The sequence below is a fragment of the Azonexus hydrophilus DSM 23864 genome (assembly GCF_000429605.1).
Taxonomy (GTDB): domain Bacteria; phylum Pseudomonadota; class Gammaproteobacteria; order Burkholderiales; family Rhodocyclaceae; genus Azonexus; species Azonexus hydrophilus.
Map to the genome: position 1 here is coordinate 323,881 of NZ_AUCE01000011.1, position 17,035 is coordinate 340,915.

General features: G+C 53.0%; 17 protein-coding genes. 15 read left to right on the forward strand and 2 right to left on the reverse strand.

Annotated elements, in window-relative coordinates; translation table 11 throughout:
* The first annotated feature begins 66 nt into the window (after nt 1-66).
* The 9 genes from G471_RS18570 to G471_RS0102235 all read left to right on the forward strand — a co-directional run bounded on the left by G471_RS18570 (nt 67) and on the right by G471_RS0102235 (nt 11,377).
* Nucleotides 67-684, forward strand: a complete 618-nt coding sequence (locus G471_RS18570; RefSeq protein ID WP_081700060.1) for a YkgJ family cysteine cluster protein — start codon at nt 67-69, stop codon at nt 682-684.
* Between the two features lie 25 nt (nt 685-709).
* Nucleotides 710-2,023 carry a DUF6035 family protein gene (locus tag G471_RS18995; RefSeq protein WP_157272426.1) on the forward strand — a complete coding sequence of 438 codons (1,314 nt, stop codon included), beginning with the start codon at nt 710-712 and terminating at the stop codon, nt 2,021-2,023.
* Between the two features lie 158 nt (nt 2,024-2,181).
* Nucleotides 2,182-2,604: a helix-turn-helix domain-containing protein gene (locus tag G471_RS16390; protein ID WP_043420624.1), complete on the forward strand. Its 423-nt coding sequence runs from the start codon at nt 2,182-2,184 to the stop codon at nt 2,602-2,604.
* Between the two features lie 340 nt (nt 2,605-2,944).
* A complete protein-coding gene (locus G471_RS0102205) occupies nt 2,945-3,568 on the forward strand; it encodes a TnsA endonuclease N-terminal domain-containing protein (RefSeq protein WP_051295211.1) in 624 nt (207 codons plus the stop codon).
* Nucleotides 3,531-5,516 (forward strand): Mu transposase C-terminal domain-containing protein, encoded by a 1,986-nt coding sequence (locus G471_RS16395; RefSeq protein ID WP_081700061.1) that lies wholly within the window; start codon nt 3,531-3,533, stop codon nt 5,514-5,516. Before G471_RS0102205 ends, G471_RS16395 begins: the two co-directional genes overlap by 38 nt.
* Nucleotides 5,513-6,472: a TniB family NTP-binding protein gene (locus tag G471_RS16400; protein WP_051295213.1), complete on the forward strand. Its 960-nt coding sequence runs from the start codon at nt 5,513-5,515 to the stop codon at nt 6,470-6,472. Before G471_RS16395 ends, G471_RS16400 begins: the two co-directional genes overlap by 4 nt.
* Complete coding sequence (locus G471_RS18575) at nt 6,469-7,851, forward strand: TniQ family protein (protein WP_081700062.1); 1,383 nt, start codon at nt 6,469-6,471, stop codon at nt 7,849-7,851. Before G471_RS16400 ends, G471_RS18575 begins: the two co-directional genes overlap by 4 nt.
* A gap of 22 nt (nt 7,852-7,873) precedes the next feature.
* Complete coding sequence (locus G471_RS0102225; protein ID WP_088177948.1) at nt 7,874-9,667, forward strand: TniQ family protein; 1,794 nt, start codon at nt 7,874-7,876, stop codon at nt 9,665-9,667.
* A 711-nt stretch (nt 9,668-10,378) separates the two neighbouring features.
* Complete coding sequence (locus G471_RS0102235; RefSeq protein ID WP_028993891.1) at nt 10,379-11,377, forward strand: hypothetical protein; 999 nt, start codon at nt 10,379-10,381, stop codon at nt 11,375-11,377.
* A 468-nt stretch (nt 11,378-11,845) separates the two neighbouring features.
* On the opposite strand, the gene G471_RS18170 is transcribed toward G471_RS0102235, so the two are convergent.
* Together G471_RS18170 and G471_RS0102245 are read right to left on the reverse strand one after the other, a co-directional pair.
* Entirely contained in the window at nt 11,846-12,691 is an 846-nt protein-coding gene (locus G471_RS18170) for an ImmA/IrrE family metallo-endopeptidase (RefSeq protein WP_157272428.1), read from the reverse strand.
* The gene (locus G471_RS0102245) at nt 12,691-13,008 is read right to left on the reverse strand and encodes a helix-turn-helix domain-containing protein (RefSeq protein WP_028993892.1); all 318 of its coding nucleotides are present in this window, start codon (nt 13,006-13,008) and stop codon (nt 12,691-12,693) included. Before G471_RS0102245 ends, G471_RS18170 begins: the two co-directional genes overlap by 1 nt.
* Nucleotides 13,009-13,143: 135 nt before the next feature.
* Here G471_RS0102245 and G471_RS18580 point away from each other — a divergent pair, with 135 nt between their 5' ends.
* From G471_RS18580 to G471_RS0102275, 6 genes are all read left to right on the forward strand, one after another.
* Nucleotides 13,144-13,410, forward strand: a complete 267-nt coding sequence (locus G471_RS18580; protein ID WP_245580487.1) for a DUF2188 domain-containing protein — start codon at nt 13,144-13,146, stop codon at nt 13,408-13,410.
* 63 nt (nt 13,411-13,473) lie between these two features.
* Nucleotides 13,474-13,791 carry a hypothetical protein gene (locus G471_RS0102255; RefSeq protein WP_157272429.1) on the forward strand — a complete coding sequence of 106 codons (318 nt, stop codon included), beginning with the start codon at nt 13,474-13,476 and terminating at the stop codon, nt 13,789-13,791.
* 27 nt (nt 13,792-13,818) lie between these two features.
* Entirely contained in the window at nt 13,819-14,187 is a 369-nt protein-coding gene (locus G471_RS19000; RefSeq protein ID WP_028993895.1) for a metal-dependent hydrolase, read from the forward strand.
* A gap of 8 nt (nt 14,188-14,195) precedes the next feature.
* The gene (locus G471_RS0102265) at nt 14,196-14,834 is read left to right on the forward strand and encodes a Cap15 family cyclic dinucleotide receptor domain-containing protein (protein ID WP_028993896.1); all 639 of its coding nucleotides are present in this window, start codon (nt 14,196-14,198) and stop codon (nt 14,832-14,834) included.
* On the forward strand, nt 14,827-15,933 hold the full coding sequence (locus tag G471_RS16410) for a nucleotidyltransferase-like protein (protein WP_169720477.1): 1,107 nt from the start codon (nt 14,827-14,829) through the stop codon (nt 15,931-15,933). The genes G471_RS0102265 and G471_RS16410 overlap by 8 nt, the downstream gene beginning before the upstream one ends.
* Nucleotides 15,934-16,956, forward strand: coding sequence for a hypothetical protein (locus tag G471_RS0102275; RefSeq protein WP_051295216.1), 1,023 nt, complete (start codon nt 15,934-15,936; stop codon nt 16,954-16,956).
* Nucleotides 16,957-17,035 lie beyond the last annotated feature (79 nt).

Sequence of the window (17,035 nt, forward strand, 5' to 3'; positions counted from 1 at the left end):
ACTGGCAACTCAGGTTGAGTCGTAGCGCAAAGAAAGATCTGAAACCTTGAGGAGAAATTAGCAAGCATGAAAGTTAAGAAAGAATGTCGAGGGGAATATGAAGGGCCTGTCCTGGCGGACCATGATCTTGACTTTGCCATCGAAAGCGCCCGTGCGATATTCTCGGTTGTAGCAGCCTCTATACCGAAGCGGTTGGAAGAGAAGGAAAAGCATTTAGTTGATTGGTACAGCCGCCTGAAGGGTAACCCCATGACGAAGCTGTACGCCTTGTATGATTTCATGGAGCAGATTTACGGTTCCATTCACAAGTTCACTCCCTGTAAGAAGGGCTGCACATCTTGCTGTCACTATCCCGTGTCAATTAGAGATGTAGAGATCAAGCTCATTGAAAAGAAAACCGGCATACCGCGTGCCAAGCACCTCCAAAATATCGAAAATTACCATGGCATTCCTTGTCCCTTCCTGCGGAACAACGCTTGTAGTATCTACCCATCTCGGCCGTTTGCATGTCGAAGGCACATTGCGATTACAAAAACGGCGCATTGGTGCCATCCCGACCGCGCAAATGCAGCGAAATTTCCCCTAGTAAAATTTTCGGAAGTGGACCGTGTGTTCGATGCGATTTTGCTCGAATCTGAATCGAGCAATGTTTGGGATATTCGCCAGGTGTTTGTAGCCCCTTAGTGGTACAGCAGATTCACCCAGAACCATGACTTTGGCATTCGATCCTAATCGACCCGCTACCGCAACGAATGATTTGCAGGTGGAGTACGTTCGCCATCCTATTAGCGGAAAAGTACTAGAGAGCCGTCGTTGGTTCCCCACCCAGGCGGAGGGACAACTCCATGCTCTGCGGCCGTCTCTTCGGCAATCAGGAGCAGCTCAGCCCTTTACCTGCTTTAGTTGTGGTCACCCGGTAATCCTAAAAAAGCATGCCCATGGAGGTCATTACTTTGCCCACAAGGATAAGACTGCTGCTCGACAGGCCAACTGCGTATTTCTAGAGAAATCTAGCCTGTCCCTGGAAGATATCGACCGTCTACGTTATCAAGGGCAGCGTGAAGGGCCACGGCATCGTCAAACAAAGGAGTGGATTCGCCGGATCGTTGCTGCCGATGCCCGCTTCTCGAAACCAGAAGTAGAGACTATCTGGCGTACTTTCGATGATGGTTGGCGTAAGCCTGATGTCGCCACCTCTTGGCATGGCTTCCCAGTGGTATTCGAGGCGCAGGTTTCGAATACCTACCCCGCCATAGTGGCGGAACGCACAGATTTCTATCGCCGGCAGGGTGCCCTGCTAATCTGGATTTTTGATCAGTTACCAGATCAGCACTGGCGCACTCTTCATGCTGATATCTTTTGCGCTAACCACCAGCAGCTTTTTCTGGTTGATGAAGCTTGCGCATGCGCTGCCGAAGAAAATGGTAGCGCTATTTTCCGGTCCTATCGACTGCGTCCGGAAGTCGTTGTTGATCCAGCGAGTGGTGACGGATATACATGTCTTACTGCAGCTCATGTTGAGGAACAAGGCCTAGTAGAGTTTTCACAACTGCAGCTTGACGCTAGTGCTCAAACTGCCAAGCAATTCGATGTAAATGATGAACAGCGCAGGGTAATGCACAAGGTCTTGTGCAGCAGAGTTCAAGCCTCAAAGACAAACTGGCAAGAACTTGAAGTAGACATTCGAAACATCATCCAGCGAAAAGCCAGTATTCCTTATGCAACAGTAATGTCCTGGGCCTCACTGGTCTGTGCTATTGAAAGTGCGCGTTTTTGGCAGCCAATTGGAACGCGTTATTCGAATCCAGTCAGCGTGCTCAACCTTGTTCATGATAGCTCTCCCACATTTTTTGCTCACCTTGTCCATACGCTTCAGCGGCTCCATGTTGATCCTACTGAACATCATGGTGGCGCATGGCCAAAACGGGTAGCTGATTTCCATGCTGGCCGATACAAAGGAGGTTCACTTCCGGAACCGCACGAAGGTTCTATTGCCCTGTTGGCATGGTTATATCCAAACTAGAATTAGCCCACCGCCACCCTTGGATTGGATTACTTAGAACGCGGCATCGAAAAATCCAATCTTAATGATTTGATATGGTGCATATCAACGTATCACTTTGATATATAACGAATCTCTGTTTATTTTCTATAAAAAACGGGCCAAAATGATCGGTGATCATGAGCCCGTTTTCGCATTTCCTTCTCACGCTCCGGTCGCGTCACAACGTCAAGCAAGCTGAGCTTGCGAAGCGATTAGGCTACGCGAAGAGCTATATCTCTGCCCTGGAAAGCGGGCAGAAGGGACCGCCATCCCCTGCGTTCCTGGAGTGCATTGCTCAGTTCTTCGAACTGGATGAGCAAGGTAAAGCCGAAATGCATGCCGCAGTTGAAGCTTCCAATCGTTCCCTGACGATCCCGCACAGCGCTTCCCCCGAAATGTTTTGCCTACTTCAAGCACTGCGTGAAGCATGGCCAGCATTGAACCCGTCCCAGATTCGAATCATGACCGAGGTGATCGGAATGACCGATTCCAGCCGGCGGGCTTCTCCTTTTCTTTCTTGCGGCCGCGCCGTCAATCAAAAACAGGAGGCCAAAATGTAAAACGGGACGCACCTTTCGGGCGTCCCGCTGACCCGAGCATCTTGCGATACCGAGAAGTCTGAACACCTTCAGTATCGCGACCGTCCTGGTCAGCGTCAAGCCCGACTCCACTTTGTTGCCCGATTTTCGCCTGGTGTTTTCACCAAGCGCAGAGAACCTTTTTGCCTGAAATCGGGCAGCTGTATCCGTAACTCATGTCGCGGAGGGGCTTGTTCGCCCTTCCGCCAGGAGGAGTCACCCCATGCCTATCTCCCTTTGGAGCGGAACCTGGCGAGGTCGTACGGCCGCCGGGGATACCCATTCCCGGTCACGAGAAGTCATCAGTCCATCAGGCGGCATCATGCGCGCCAAGTTCCCTAGCCAGAAAAATGGCCGCCTGGTGCATTGCGAGGGGCTGCTCGAACTCGACGCAGCCTACCTGCTTGAAGTGAACCAGGAAGTTACCCGCTATAGCGAACAACCGGAGCCCTTCCACTATCCAGATGGTGGCCGCACGCGACGCTACACCCCGGACTTTGAGGTAACGCTCAAATCGGGCGAGGTCGTCTGGGTAGAGGTCAAACCACTTCGCTCACTTGCCAAACCCGAAGTTCGTAGAACCCTGGATTGCGTCAGTAGCCACCTCCAGCGTACGGGTAAGGCCTTTGCAATCCTGACCGACGAAACCTTGCGCCAGGAGCCTCTTCGCAGCAACGCACGCCAGATTTGTCACCAGGTTGAACGCAACAGTGCGTCCTTAACAAAGCTGCATTCCGCGCTGTCGCGTGGCGTTATCTCCCTTCCCACTCCGCTTGGGGATGTCACAGCGGCGCTCAGGCCGCTTGGACTCAATCCCTACAGCTTGATGATCGCAGGCGCTCTGCGCCTGGATTTGACCAAGCCGCTCAATCCTTCCATCGAAATTGAACTTGTCACGGAGAACGCTCATGCGTGGTTTCACCTTGCAGAAGAACACGGCTTTTGAGTGGGCCGGGGTCGGGTATCGCATCCAGGCGCTCCCTCCGGATGGCAAAGTGCTACTCGAAGCCATTGCTACTGGCGGACTATCGCTTCATACGAAAAATGAGCTGTTGGAAGCGTATCGACAGGGGGCCATCACGTTTCTGGATAGCTCGCCGAAAAATCCAGCTCAAACCCTTGCGTTTTCCAGACCGCTCGACGAGCTGCCAGAGCAGCTTCGCGCCGCTGCTGCTCGGCGTCAGCAATATCTCCGCGCTATCTATGAAGCTGGATCGCCTCGCTTTACCAAACGAAACATCGAACCAATCATCCGCCGCGTTGCGAGCGAAATGGGTGACCCCAAGCCACCTAGCATCACGTCAATCTGCAGGTGGCACTATCAGCTCATCCATACTCAGGACGCCCGGGCGCTGGTTCCCCGCTACGACCTCCGTGGCTCTCGGCAACGACACGCGAGCAAGGAGGCACTGCTTCTGCTCGAAACAGTCGTGGAAGAGGCCTACAGAACGTCGCCGATGACCTCGGTAGGAAATATCTACGCCCGTTTGCTGGAGAAAATCGAGGCAGAAAACCGAGGTCGGCTTTCCATAGACCAGATTCGCGCACCAAGCCTACGAACCACCTACCGCTTGGTCAGTGACATAACGGCCTACACAAAAACCACCCTACGCGAGGGGAAGCAGGTGGCAGAAAGGAAATTCCGCTTCTCTGCCCTAAATGCCAAAGCGGAACGTCCTCTTGAACGCGTTGAAGCCGATCACACGCCCCTGGATGTGTTCTGCATCGATCCGAATACCTGGCTCCCGCTGGGGCGGCCCACATTCACCATCCTGATTGATGTCTTCAGCCGGTTTCCCTTGGGCTATTACCTGAGTTTTGGGGCGCCATCGGCTGCTGCGTTGGTCGGCGCCCTACGCCACGCAATCCTCCCCAAAACCCTGGTCGACGGTGGCCTATCGAACCTGAAAACATCGGGAAATTGGCCTTGCCATGGCATTCCCGATGTACTGGTCGTTGATAACGGCCTGGAATTCCACGGTGTGGACCTGGAAGGTATCGCCCTGGATTTAGGCATCACGATCCAGTTCTGCCCAAAGCGGGAACCCCGTTTCAAAGGTGTCGTTGAGCGCTTTCTCAAAACCGTGAATTATTCATTCACGCACCAGCTCCCTGGTACGAGCCTGGCCAAGTTCCATCTGCGCGGCGACTATGACCCCCTGAAACATGCACTGATTTCCCTCGACGAGCTCAAGCAAATCCTGGAGAAGTGGCTGCTCGATGTCTACGCCGAAAGCGTTCATCGTGGCATCAAGACAACGCCACGAAAACGCTGGCAAGAAGGCGCAATGTCTTTCGAGCCCAGGTTACCCGGCAGTATCTCTACCCTGCAGCGCCGGATCGGGAAAAGTGCTGAACGCAAACTGCGCCGTCCCGGTATTGAACTCAATGGCATCCGATACAACGCCATTTCTGTTGCCCCCATTATCAGGCGCTACGGAGAAGGGGTGCTGGTGCGGGTCCTTTACGACCCGGAGGACTTGGGCGAGGTACTGGTCTGGGGGCCCGATGACGAGGAACCTGTTGTCGTACCGGCTTTGGATCTTGAATACGCCAAGGGGCTGACCGAGTTACAGAATTCGCTCATTCAACAGCAGGTCCGTGAATACGGGGCCGCCGCATCCGACCGTCACGCGGTTTACCGGGCCCGGGCCGAAATCGCCCAGCAAGTCCAGGAGTTGATGCTTAGCCGCAAGCTATCGGCTCGCAAACGTGCAGCACGCATTCAGGGGCTTGGCAGCGCCGAACCCCCAGCCAAGATCGGCCCGCCTGCAACCCAACAGAACCGCAAGGCCGCAAAGAAAGCGCAAGGGAGGCCGTCATCGACGGACACTGAGTTGCCACCACCTTTACCCAGGATTGAAGGGGTCAAGAAGAAGCGGGGGCAAGGATGACTCCGGAAATTGCCGAACGGCTCAAGCTTTTTGATGAGGATTTGGTCGCCTTTGCCCCATTCGTGGCCGCCAAGGACGCGATTGAGGAAAACCTGCAGCTCTTCAGGGAAACCGGGGTTGCCCGACACATGCTTATTCTCGGCGAATCGGGGACCGGGAAAACCAGCCTCTGCGATTGGGTGGAAAGGATCAATCCACCAATCCATCACGAGGAGCGCGACCAGATTCGGGTGTTGATCGTCCGGGTACCGCCAGCGGTCAGCGTCGGCGGCATTGCGGAGGCATTTCTCAACGCGCTGGGCAGTTTCTGGGCGCAGCGGAGTAGCGTCCCCGCCAAAACCAAGCAGATCATCCTCTTGTGCCGCAAATGTGGGGTGGAACTGATCCTGCTGGATGAAGCGCAGCATCTCAAAGACCGAGGCGATACAAAGAGTCAGTACCTGATTGCCGACTGGCTCAAGTTCCTGCTGGACGAGCTGGCGCTTCCTACCGTGATGTTGGGCCTGCCCCGGCTTGAGGAATTGCTGCAAACCAATGAGCAGCTACGTCGACGCTTCTCCCGGCGGGTTTTTTTGACGCTCGGACAAGACGATGCAGGGTCTGTTGAAAGGGAGTGCCTGCAGCTGTTTACCAGCCTAGCCTTGCCCCTGAACCTGCCGGTCAGGCGCGGCCCATTCAACAACACTGACTTTGGTTGTCGGCTGCACTATGCGACGGATGGCCGAATCGCCTACATAAAAAAGCTGCTTTTTGCTGCCTTCCGAAAAGCGCTTCTCCAGGACTTGCAGGCTATCGACATCCCTCTTCTGGCGCAGGCCTTCACCGAGGAAATCTGGCGCGAAGGTATTGGCAAACTCAATCCGTTCAATGAGCAGTTCGTTTTCCGTTCCTTGGATCGTGGTGGAGAACCCTTCGAAAGGGCTCATACGGGTGCTAGAAGGCGGGGACGAGCATGAGCCCATGGATTGATCACCTGCCACTGCACCCGAAGCCGCACCCGAATGAAGGGCTGGCCGCCTATTGCTGGCGGCTCTCTGCGAGCAACGGCTTAACACTACCACCCGATATCACAGCCACCGTTCTAGCTGATCAAGGTTGTCCTGGCGCTACCTCCCCTATTTCGCAACTGCTGGGCATGGAGCTTTCGAAACAGCTTTGGGAAAGGGATACCCATTGGTGGGACCAGACGTTTTACCAACCGCCACTATGGCCTCATCACTGTCCACAATGTGCAGCAGAGAAGGGTATTCACTATGCCGCGCTCGACCTGCCTTTCGTTTCGGTCTGTCCAATTCATGGTTGTAAGCTTTTAACTAGGTGCCCAGCGTGTAACCGACCACAGACATGGCACAGGCTCCGCCATGGGTTCCTTTGCGAATGCGGCTCTGATCTCACCAAGGCCATCACGGGCAAAGCCGATCCAATCCAGTTGATGATTGCGCAGCTGGTTGCCGGCGCCACAGACCATGCCCTAGTCCCGGCGCCCCAAGTACCAATAACCGGTTTCGAGTATTCATCTGGCGATCTGTACCGCGTCTTGAGCTGGGTTCAGTCGGTGCAAGACGTCTGCAGGCGTCCCTACCCAAGGAAATACCCGTCAGAACCGCATTTCTCCTCATCGACGAAAATCAAAGAAGCAGGCGCCCTCAATCCCTCTGCGGTCAGATTGCTTACCAGCCTGCCCGACTCAATCCCAAGCAAAGCAAGAAGGTTGAGGCGATGGATATGTCGACATGAACCGGGTCCGTTGGTCCTCTGGGGGAAGCACCACATCATCAAGAAACTCATTGAGTTTCAGTCAGACTGGGCATCCAGTGATCAGGCGATACCCCGGGCAATTGCACATGCAGTAGTCCATGCCATCAACGAGCTTTCCAATGGGCCTGCTGCATTGCCTCATACCTGTTTTCATCCACGCTATACCCAGCGGCACATGGCCACCTTGCGCCGGCAACTGGGGGCTTGGTGGGCCAGGCTGTCCAGCACGATCCCGCCACTGAACGCACATTCGCAGTTTCCCTGTGATGAGTGTCCGGACATAGAGGATGCGGAAATCTGGGTAACAACGGAAGAGGAAGTCGTCGATTTGCTCAATCTTCTGCTTTACGCGTCCCACCATCGCTTACCGCAGGAGAAGTTCATCCCGCTCCAAGAACGTTGGCGCTTACCACCGGCACTTCGCACCCGCTCTGCCACGCTCGAATCCGTCACGACTTACCTCATCTCCCTTTGGCCAAGTGAGCGTGCTTACCTCGGGGATCTGCTCCGCTTCTGCATTGCGGGCACCTTTGACCAGGATGACCCTGGCGAGAATTGTATTGGGGAGGTCGCCTAGGATGCTTGGAGCACATCTTGTCATGCGCCCGCGACCGCTGACGCAAGAATCAACGCCTGGCTATTTGCTGAGGGTCGCCATGGCAAACGGGTTGTCCTCAATCCCGGCGCTCTTTCGGGCCTGCTGTGATTGGGGCAGCCTGTTCCCGTTTGAAGCGCTGAGAAAGCTTCTGGGGCTTGAGGATGAGGAGGTCCTACAACTGTTCGGGCCTCTGCCATCCCGTTGGGGGAAAAACGAGCTACCGGAAGAGTTATCCGTCCAGGACTTCATTCACTCCTACCGTCGCTGGTGTCCCCTATGCTTATCCAAGCAGGCATATCAGCAGGGGTATTGGGATTTGAAGCTGGTGACCCTCTGCACACTGCACCAGGTCTGGCTACAGGACCGATGTCCCCAATGCGGTGCAAAGCAGGGCTGGAACGGTTCAAGTCTGCTTTACTGCACTTGCGGTTATTGTTTTTCAGATGGAAGTGCCGAGCCTGCAGGGGACCTCCCATTTGGACTGACGAGGGCGCTACTACCTGAATCGATACCTACTGCCGGCCCGGATGTGGGGCTTCCGGCCGGAACGCAGCTTTCCCGCATTCAATGGCAGCGCCTAGTGTGCCAGCTTGGACAGTTTTCCCGTGGAACTCAACCAAGCAGACCCGGCCAGCTTGCCCGACTGGATGATCTGGGGACTGCCCGCGCCATCATCGAAAATGCAGCGGCTATTTTCCACGAGTGGCCGACTCGGTTTGTCCGCTTGCTGGAAGATATCCAGGCTGCAGCAGGGCCGTCGATCAGCCTGAAAACATCATTCGGCGTTTTGTATCGCCTGTTGTATGTAGAACTTGATCATCCCGCCTATCAGTTCCTCCGCGATTGCTTCGAAGATCACCTGAAAACAAATTGGTGGGGTGTCGTGTGCCGGCGTAATCGCCGCCTGAAACCCAGCACGCTGGAAAAGCAGGCGCGTATGACCAAGAAGCAGGCATGCCAGGCAACAGGTATTCGACTATCCGTACTCCAGCACCTGGCCCAACAGGAGCTATTGCCGATCCAGGATGTACCACTTCCCTCGGGTCGCAAGGCACAGACTTTCCGACAAGCTGATGTAGCTGCCGCCGCTGAAGTGGTTCAGGGGGCAGGCAATCTGAGCGAGTTGGCGCTCCAAGCAAATATCGCTGAGCGCCGCATCCGGGATCTCGTGAAACTCGGCGTGCTCAAACCGATCATTTGCAGGGCGGGTGGGAGTAGCTGGTTGTTCTCTGCTGACGATTTCAGACAAATGCTCGTGCCAACGGATGTGCTTGAAACGGGAGATCGTCCGATGGTGGCCCTGGCTTCTCTATTGAAATCGGGGCGACTGGCAAGAGAGGAGGGGGGAGCATTCATCGCCGCTATCCTCGCTCGAGAGGTCAGCGGATTTTCCGAATCGGGCGGCATGGCGCCTGTTGGTCAGGTGATCCTCGGCCAAGACGAAGTCGCTTGCTGGCGTAAGAACTGGCGACAACAGCATGGAGCCCCGTTGTCTATCCCTGAAGCTGCAATCGAACTGGGCCTCAAACAAGAGGTGGTTTATCACCTGATCAGGAGGGGGTTACTTGAGGCACAACACGCATCTACCGGCTGGAAGGTTGATCAGCAAGCACTTCTAGATTTTCGGGAGAAGTATGTTGCGCTTACTGAACTGGCTCGTGAAAAACGTACTTCACCGCGTCATCTGATGTCATTCATCGCGGCCCCGCCTGTAAGTGGCCCGGAGGTCGATGGTGGCCGGCAGTATTTCTTTTGGCGGAGTGATGTTATGGCATGCCATGCAGTCAGTCGGTAGGCGTACGCTGAAGAACTCCCGGAAAATTTTCATTGTGGGTGTCCCTCGGCTCTTCTTCTGAGTCGCAATGGGAAATCATGCTTGACGCTGCGAGCGATAGCTGCGAAATCTAACCCGACGTGAGAACTGAAATTATCAAACCTGAGCGCAGATTATTGAAATTCTGACCAGCTACGATTTAGCGCCATTCGCATAGGAGTAGCCGCTCAAGGTGTTTTCTTGAACGGCCGTTCCAGGCCGCTTGGAGATTGAATCGCCCGATTTTCATGAGGGCATAAAGGATAGATGCTTCATGCCACTCTTTTAGGAAGGGGGTACGGCATTACGCCGCTCGTTTCACTCCTGTGATCTTGTAAATGTTAGACCGGGATAGCCCAGTTTGCTGTGATATAACGTCGACAGGCACCCCACGGTTACGCGCATCTCGAAGCTCAAGGTCGCGAACACGTCGCTGCACTATTTTCATTTCCTTTTCGTACACGGCGCGCTGGTAAGTCAGCTCCCGTTGAACTCCCCTCAACTGCCGCTCGACCTTGCTAAGCCGATAGTCAGTTTTCTTTTGGGAATCGTTAGGTATTTCAAACATTTGAAGCTCCTTTGGGTTTTGTTGGCAGCACGTCCACCAACTGGATTGGATGCTATGCTCATGTTATGTTTCGTAATAGGGTGACTTGGTACAGCCTAATTCCCCCTATACGCACGAGAGCATCGATGACCAAGAGAAAAATCAGTACGACTCAGTACAATTTGTTCTTCAACGATCTGAATGCTGCGCTTAAGTTGGCTTACACTGCCCGTGCAATCAGGTTGACTTGGCTTGGGCGTCTTGAAGAACTAGAGAACATAGAATCGCAACTTCGCCAGGCTTGGATTGATCGAGGCTTTACTGCGGCGGAGGTGGAGCACAATGGTCTGACGGCTCTCTCATGGGATCTAATGCAACTAGGCTGGTCGGAGAGGCGAAGTCCCCTTGAAGTTTTTAGATTACCTGTCTTGAAAATGATTGAGGATGGCATTAAGCCTATTTCCGACTTAGTCTTTGCCAACTTCGATCCAAGTAGATATCCCTTTGCAGCACGGTACAGATTCGCTGATCTCGTACATCCCATTGATGTTGAAAAAACGCTGCGTAAATTCATTGAAAAGGGTTCTCAACTCGCAGACCCTCCAGACTGCTGGGACTCTTATAAAACAGTGCCTCTTAAGAAGTACATCCTTCTTCGGCGCCCAATTCCCGTAATCCCAGGGGCTTATCAAGTTCAGCGGGCTGAGGCTTTCCACACCCCACACATTGGTCTCTTGCTCGAATTGAGTATGTCTGAGCGTGACATTGAGGCCGCAATTGATGATTTTCGTTTCCACATAGCCGAAGCCCAATGGAAAAATGGGCTTCGAAATAGCTTCGTGGACAGGGTGTTTAAGGAATGGGCCAGGGGCTCAGCCCTGGAGGCCGATCAAGGCGTAATCTCAGCTATTACACAGATCGGACCGGTGCTTGCAGGACTTCAGGCGTACGACACGATGATAAAAAATGGGGGATCGCAGAAGCGAGGCGCTAGAGCCACAGCAGCAAAGACAACGGCCGAGTTCTTTATGGAAGGAGACCCACGTCGAGATTTCCATAAGGTGGGGCAATGGCTTGATGCCCAGCGCAATAAAATTGAAATGATGAAAAAAGATTTAATCCAAGCATACGGCCACCCAGACTAATCCGGACCACCCTTAGCTGCGTATTCAAGGGTGCTGGCGACGTCCCTCCGGAATTGAGTAGCGCTCAACCATGCTCCCTTCGGTCGCTGGACTAGCCAGTGCTGCATTTTGGCTAGTCAGCTAGCTCTACGTTTTTCCAGGTGATGGTGAGCGGTTTTTGGTGCTGTCATAGCGTGGTACGTCAAGCGGTCAACCAGTGCATACGCTGAAGAACTCCCGGAGCATTTTTATTGTGGCTGTTCCTCGGATCGACCTTATGAGTGGCAATACTTACGGGTGCTTGGAAAGCATCCGGCGAGGTCATCAGTTAATTGAAGGCTTAGACCGTGAAGGTAGTGTCCCTAAAAAAGAGAGCACTATAGAAATTGAGAAGCTGAGCCAGCGAGGTTAGCTTCTCTCGGGTAAAACGCATCGGCGAGGATGTTGCCGAAAAGCTCGCAGCTGGCGTTGACAAAAACTGCGAATTACTTATTCATCATTCTCTTCAGGGATGTCGTCGACATAAAGCATGGTTACCTTGTAACCGTCATTTTGAAATAGGGTTTGCTCCAGAATGTTGTTGGGTAAATGCGGCCCTCGTTCATCAGACAGCCAAACTATCCCGTCGAGCTCAGCCATCTCTCCGATCCCATCGCCGTTATCTCTTGAAGACGACTGTTTTGGAAGCTGTTGTCCCTTTCTGACGCTCAGCAGGTAAGGAAATTCTGGGCCCTTCGCCCAATATCTGATGGTGTCGTTATGGGAGAAAACGAAGGCTACCGGATAGTCAGAGAGGTTCATAAACCTCCGTGCAGTAGCTTCAATACTTGAATCAAAGTGGGCAGCAAGCCTAACCACCTGCGCAATGTCCGGCTCCCCGGCCGCACGCTGCAACTTCTTGAATGCGACCGTAGGCATCAATAACTCTGAAGCAAAAGCATTAGCCTCTACCTCCATTTCAATGCCTCTGTTGGAGTTAGGAGCGGAAGATGAGTCCTTTATATTTTCTGAAGTGCAGGAGAACTCGAGTTGGCGATGCCATGGGAGTAGGTAGTGGCCTAGCTCATGCCCAATGGTGAAGCGCCGACGTTGGGGATTTGCATTTGCTTTCACCAAAATGACCCCCTGAGATTTCTCAGGGTTAGTCATGAGCATTCCCTCGAATCCCTCGGTGACTAACTCACCGATGCTCTGGATACCAACAACCGCCGCCAATTCCTCCAGAGGAATCGGATACGGCATGTTTGGATTCTGGCGCAGGATTTCATCAACGATTTCGACTGGACGGACCTTGCCATCCAACTCTATCAAGTCGAGGGAAATGCTTGAAGTCACTATTTTTTGCCCTTCAGTACTTCCATCATTTGCTTGAGCGTTTCTTGGTCTCGAGGGTCGAGCGACTTCAGGTCTCTGTAGAACACCATCGCCTCATCATCGGCTGTTATACCTTCACGGCTTGGGTCAATGAGGTAGTCCACGGTAACTTTGAAGTGGTCTGCTAATTTTCGTAACAGATCCGCTGAAGGGTTCGAACTCTTGCCTTTCTCAAGCTCCCATATGTGTGTTTTTGTTACGCCCACGATGTCTGCTGTTTGTTGCAGCGACTCTCCCTTTCTCATGCGAAGCTCATTGAGCTTAGCTCCTAGGGACATGACATTATCCTCCAAATTTTCTGTGCTCGAACTGAAACCCGCTAGCCGGGAGCGTACCTCGTAAGATACACCCGAACAAAAATGTTGTGCAAGGGTTGTATTTTTCGATAGTTAGATTTATCTTACGAATATGGGGTGGCCGATACGGACATCCATCTACATGTTCTGGAGATTGAAATGACGAAGAGAAATCAACACGTAGTTCCGCATGATGATGCTTGGGCGGTTAAGGGGGCCGGCTCTGCGCGTGCCACTGTGGTTGTCGATACACAGAAGGAAGCAATTGACCGTGCTCGTGATATTGCTAGGAACCAGGGTACCGAATTGTTCATTCATGGCCGTGATGGGCGTATCCGCGAGCGCGATAGCCACGGCAACGACCCTTTTCCTCCAAAGGGCTAAACGTGGGTAGCAGGAAGCACTACGAGCCGCTTCACTTTCTCGTCTTATTGGGAGGATATGCAGGTGTTTGAAAAAATCTTCAATGCATTCTTGGACAATCCGAAACGCCTGGTTGCGCTAGGCGATTTTTTGATCACTTTGGGTTACTGGCTTGGTATTGTCGGATTGGTGGGCAAAGTGGCTACAACAGCAGTGGGAGCTATGACGAGCATGGCTAATAGCAGCGCGAGTGTAGGGACACTGGCCGATATCTATCCTTCGTTACCGACGGCCTGGGTTCCCGAAAGTGCTATTGGGTTGGTGCTTACAGCCCTGATCCTATCGTTGGGGCTATGGCTCAAACACACCGGTAAGCAATTTGAGCGCTATTTGCGCTACTAACTCGCTATCTGGCTAGGAGTAACTGCTATGTCCAATGGCGCAACTCATCGTTTGGCTGCGGCTGTTGCTGTAGGGACTGCGTTAGCGCACGCGGAGTACAACCGCAATGAAAAGACGTTGCGGCCTGTTGTGGGCGCTGTGTTGGCTGCAGCTACAACCAATCTCCCCGACTTAATTGAACCAGCATTACACCCTAATCATCGCCAGTTTTTTCATAGTGTTGCTTTCGCAGGAATTCTGGGTTGGGGGGCCTACAAGGTGTATGAGTGGGAGGCCGAGCACCCGGTCGACAAAGCAATCCGTCTCGTATTGTTGGTTGGTGCTGCCGGCTACCTGATCCACCTCGCGTTGGATGCCTGCTCGCCCAAATCACTACCTCTCATTGGCAAGATCTAAGGGCATAAATGCAGCCACACGAATATTCAGTCATTGGGCATAGTCGAGCCTCAATCGGCCGCTACCTGGGGGTCGCCGCCGGGCTTCTGGCATCGATTACGGCGGTATTGGTTACCTTGGGGCTAGATTTGGTCCAAAAATTTGGCGTCTCGAATGAAGCAGCCAAAGTGGTTCTCTTTCCGGTGAACGCAACCACTTTTTATTTAATTGGACACTTGGCATTCGAGAAGTGGGTGTGGCGCCGAAAGTTCGTGCAAACGCTCTTAGGAGTCCCGGATTTGAACGGTGAGTGGGATTGTCAGGGGGAAACAAGAGATCAGGACGGGAACGCGATTCATTGCTGGCATGCAACGGTAACCATCAGCCAGACTTGGGAAAAAATCCGGGTCTATCTAAACACGGGGCAATCCAGTTCCCGCAGTAAGTCCGCCTCTTTGGTGAAGGAGCCGGGACGTGGCTACGTCTTGATGTACAGCTATCAAAACGAGCCCAAGATCGGCGAGCCGGAGCTGCGTTCCCATGTTGGGTATTGCGAGTTGTTACTCAACGAAGAGCTGACAACTGCTGAAGGTGACTATTTCAACAACAAGGGTCGGATTACTTTCGGCCGTATGAAATTGGTTCGGAAGGAGAAGACTGGTGGCTAATTACACTCAAAAACTCGCCAACATGCGTAGTCGGCGCATGGGGTTAGGCAACGCTGCGCTTTCAGCTAATTTCCGTGAGGCTGTCGCACTTGACTCGATAAGTGAGGAATTCAGCGAGGCATACGAGAAGCGCGCAAAAACCGACGCAATCAAATACGCATTAGGAGCTATGCAGGCGCTGGATGCGAAGTACACTGCGATTAGCTTCCAAGAAGGCGACCGGGTGAAGAACCAACTTGGTCCATGCCTCCAAAGCGTAGGAATTTCGGCAACATTTGAGTACCAAGGCTCTGTGCCGTTGGATATTCATATTCGGCGAGCCAGTGATATTGACCTGCTCGTGCTCCATGACCGTTTTGTAACTGTTGACCATACGGGACCCCGAGCACAGACCTATTTCACGCTTCCATTGTCTGTTCTGGACGAGATGTTGAAGCTACGATCCCAATGCGAATCCATTCTCACCCAGAAGTTTCCTGCGGTAACTGTCGATACGTCGGGTGCAAAATCGATTTCGCTATCTGGTGGCTCATTGCAGCGAAAGATCGATGTTGTCCCTAGCCATTGGCATGACACTGCGGCATATCAGGTGTCGAAGGAAAAGCATGATCGTGAGGTAAAGGTACTTGATAAGCACGAACGGACGTTGATAACTAATCGTCCTTTTCTCCATATGCGGCGCATCGAGGAGAAAGACGGTCGTACCAATGGTTGTACCAAGAAAGTCATACGGCTACTGAAAAACCTCAAAAGGGACTCGAGCAAAGACATAAAGCTCAGCAGTTACGATATCGCGGCCTTGGTTTGGCACTTCAGTGATCAAGCACTGAACAAGCCATACTATCTTGAGCTCTCCCTAGTCGCGGAAACACAGAACTGTCTGCAGTTTATGCTCAACAACCCGGGTTATGCGCGAACACTCGATGTGCCGGATATGTCCCGTAAGATTCTCGATTCCGATGACAAGATGTCGGCCTTGCGACATTTGAAGGCGGAGGTCGACGAGTTGGCCACGAATCTAGTGCGTGAGCTGAAGCCCATCTATCTCGACAGCCAAGACTTTATTCGCAAGAGCCTAGCTGAAGCGCAGGTGTTCTAAATGCAGCTGGTAGAACCTTTCCTAGAAGAGCAATGGATTGTCGATGGCGTAGCAAGCGCTACTCGCCCTAAAGTTGACTCGCTGTATATCAAACCACTTCTCCAGAGCCTGGGACTATCGGGAACAGATGTAGTCCGCCACTCGTTAGTGCTAGACAACAATGTTCTCGCCGACCTCATCGAGTCGCGCAGGCCAGCCAACAATGAGTTTCTTGAGCGGTTGCTCAAGAGCCGACCAATCGAACTGAATCCAGTGGTGGCTTTTTTGGAGCAGCGTCAGAAGTTCTCTGGGGCTACGAAAGCGTTGGCTGATTACCGTGACTATTTAGCACGAGCCTTTGGTCACCATATTTCAGATCAAAACCTGGCAGCATTTGAGAAGTCACTTGAAGACGAGAAGGCAGCGCTGATATCTAATATTGAGACGCTAGCGGGGTATCTTTCACTGACCATTTACCTCTACCACCAGAACTGGCCAATTGAAAAGAAGCTCGAGACGCTGGCTGGATTGGTCTGCGCGAACAATCTTCCGGTATTTCAATTGCACTTCTACTTTGCAGCACTGGTGTTCTTGGTCGGTGAGCGTGCGGAACTATTCGATCAAGCGGATGTAAAAAAGGTCAGAAGGGACATGAAGGTTGCTAAGAGCGTCGATGAGCATTGGGTCAAAGTCCGAAACCTCACTAACGATTTGGCATTTCCTGCCCTTTCCCTATTTTCTGCGGGGCTTGGGCCTGGAGGGCTTGTATTCCCTTACGCTGCGACTCGGGACAGGCTTTGTCAGCTACTACTGAGCCAGGTTTCATGCGCCATGGTGGTGGCTGGTGACGATGGGCGCGCAAATGGCCTCTGGGCGCCAAGTGATGGGAGCTTGCTGAAGGAACAACTCGGAACACAATTGGATTTCTACATACCTAGGCGCAAAGCCCTCCAGGAAGCCGGTGATGTAGCGATCAGGAGTGCCAACGTTCGCGCCTTCGCTGATCGATACGTGGAGATGGCAGTCGTACACCATGGTGGTTAGGCCTCGCCATTGAGCTAATGCTTCTCCGCTCGTGTTGATGAATGGTAGTGGAAGCGATTTTTGAAGACCATCAACGAGT

What these genes read in the sequence shown, in the direction of transcription:
- G471_RS0102225 (WP_088177948.1), top strand. Translation starts at nt 7,874, where the DNA reads ATGCGCCCGCGACCGCTGACGCAAGAATCAACGCCTGGCTATTTGCTG.
- G471_RS19000 (WP_028993895.1), top strand. Translation starts at nt 13,819, where the DNA reads ATGTCCAATGGCGCAACTCATCGTTTGGCTGCGGCTGTTGCTGTAGGG.
- G471_RS0102235 (WP_028993891.1), top strand. Translation starts at nt 10,379, where the DNA reads ATGACCAAGAGAAAAATCAGTACGACTCAGTACAATTTGTTCTTCAAC.
- G471_RS0102275 (WP_051295216.1), top strand. Translation starts at nt 15,934, where the DNA reads ATGCAGCTGGTAGAACCTTTCCTAGAAGAGCAATGGATTGTCGATGGC.
- G471_RS0102265 (WP_028993896.1), top strand. Translation starts at nt 14,196, where the DNA reads ATGCAGCCACACGAATATTCAGTCATTGGGCATAGTCGAGCCTCAATC.
- G471_RS0102205 (WP_051295211.1), top strand. Translation starts at nt 2,945, where the DNA reads ATGCGCGCCAAGTTCCCTAGCCAGAAAAATGGCCGCCTGGTGCATTGC.
- G471_RS16395 (WP_081700061.1), top strand. Translation starts at nt 3,531, where the DNA reads ATGCGTGGTTTCACCTTGCAGAAGAACACGGCTTTTGAGTGGGCCGGG.
- G471_RS18570 (WP_081700060.1), top strand. Translation starts at nt 67, where the DNA reads ATGAAAGTTAAGAAAGAATGTCGAGGGGAATATGAAGGGCCTGTCCTG.
- G471_RS18995 (WP_157272426.1), top strand. Translation starts at nt 710, where the DNA reads ATGACTTTGGCATTCGATCCTAATCGACCCGCTACCGCAACGAATGAT.
- G471_RS16400 (WP_051295213.1), top strand. Translation starts at nt 5,513, where the DNA reads ATGACTCCGGAAATTGCCGAACGGCTCAAGCTTTTTGATGAGGATTTG.
- G471_RS16390 (WP_043420624.1), top strand. Translation starts at nt 2,182, where the DNA reads ATGAGCCCGTTTTCGCATTTCCTTCTCACGCTCCGGTCGCGTCACAAC.
- G471_RS0102245 (WP_028993892.1), bottom strand. Translation starts at nt 13,008, where the DNA reads ATGTCCCTAGGAGCTAAGCTCAATGAGCTTCGCATGAGAAAGGGAGAG.
- G471_RS18575 (WP_081700062.1), top strand. Translation starts at nt 6,469, where the DNA reads ATGAGCCCATGGATTGATCACCTGCCACTGCACCCGAAGCCGCACCCG.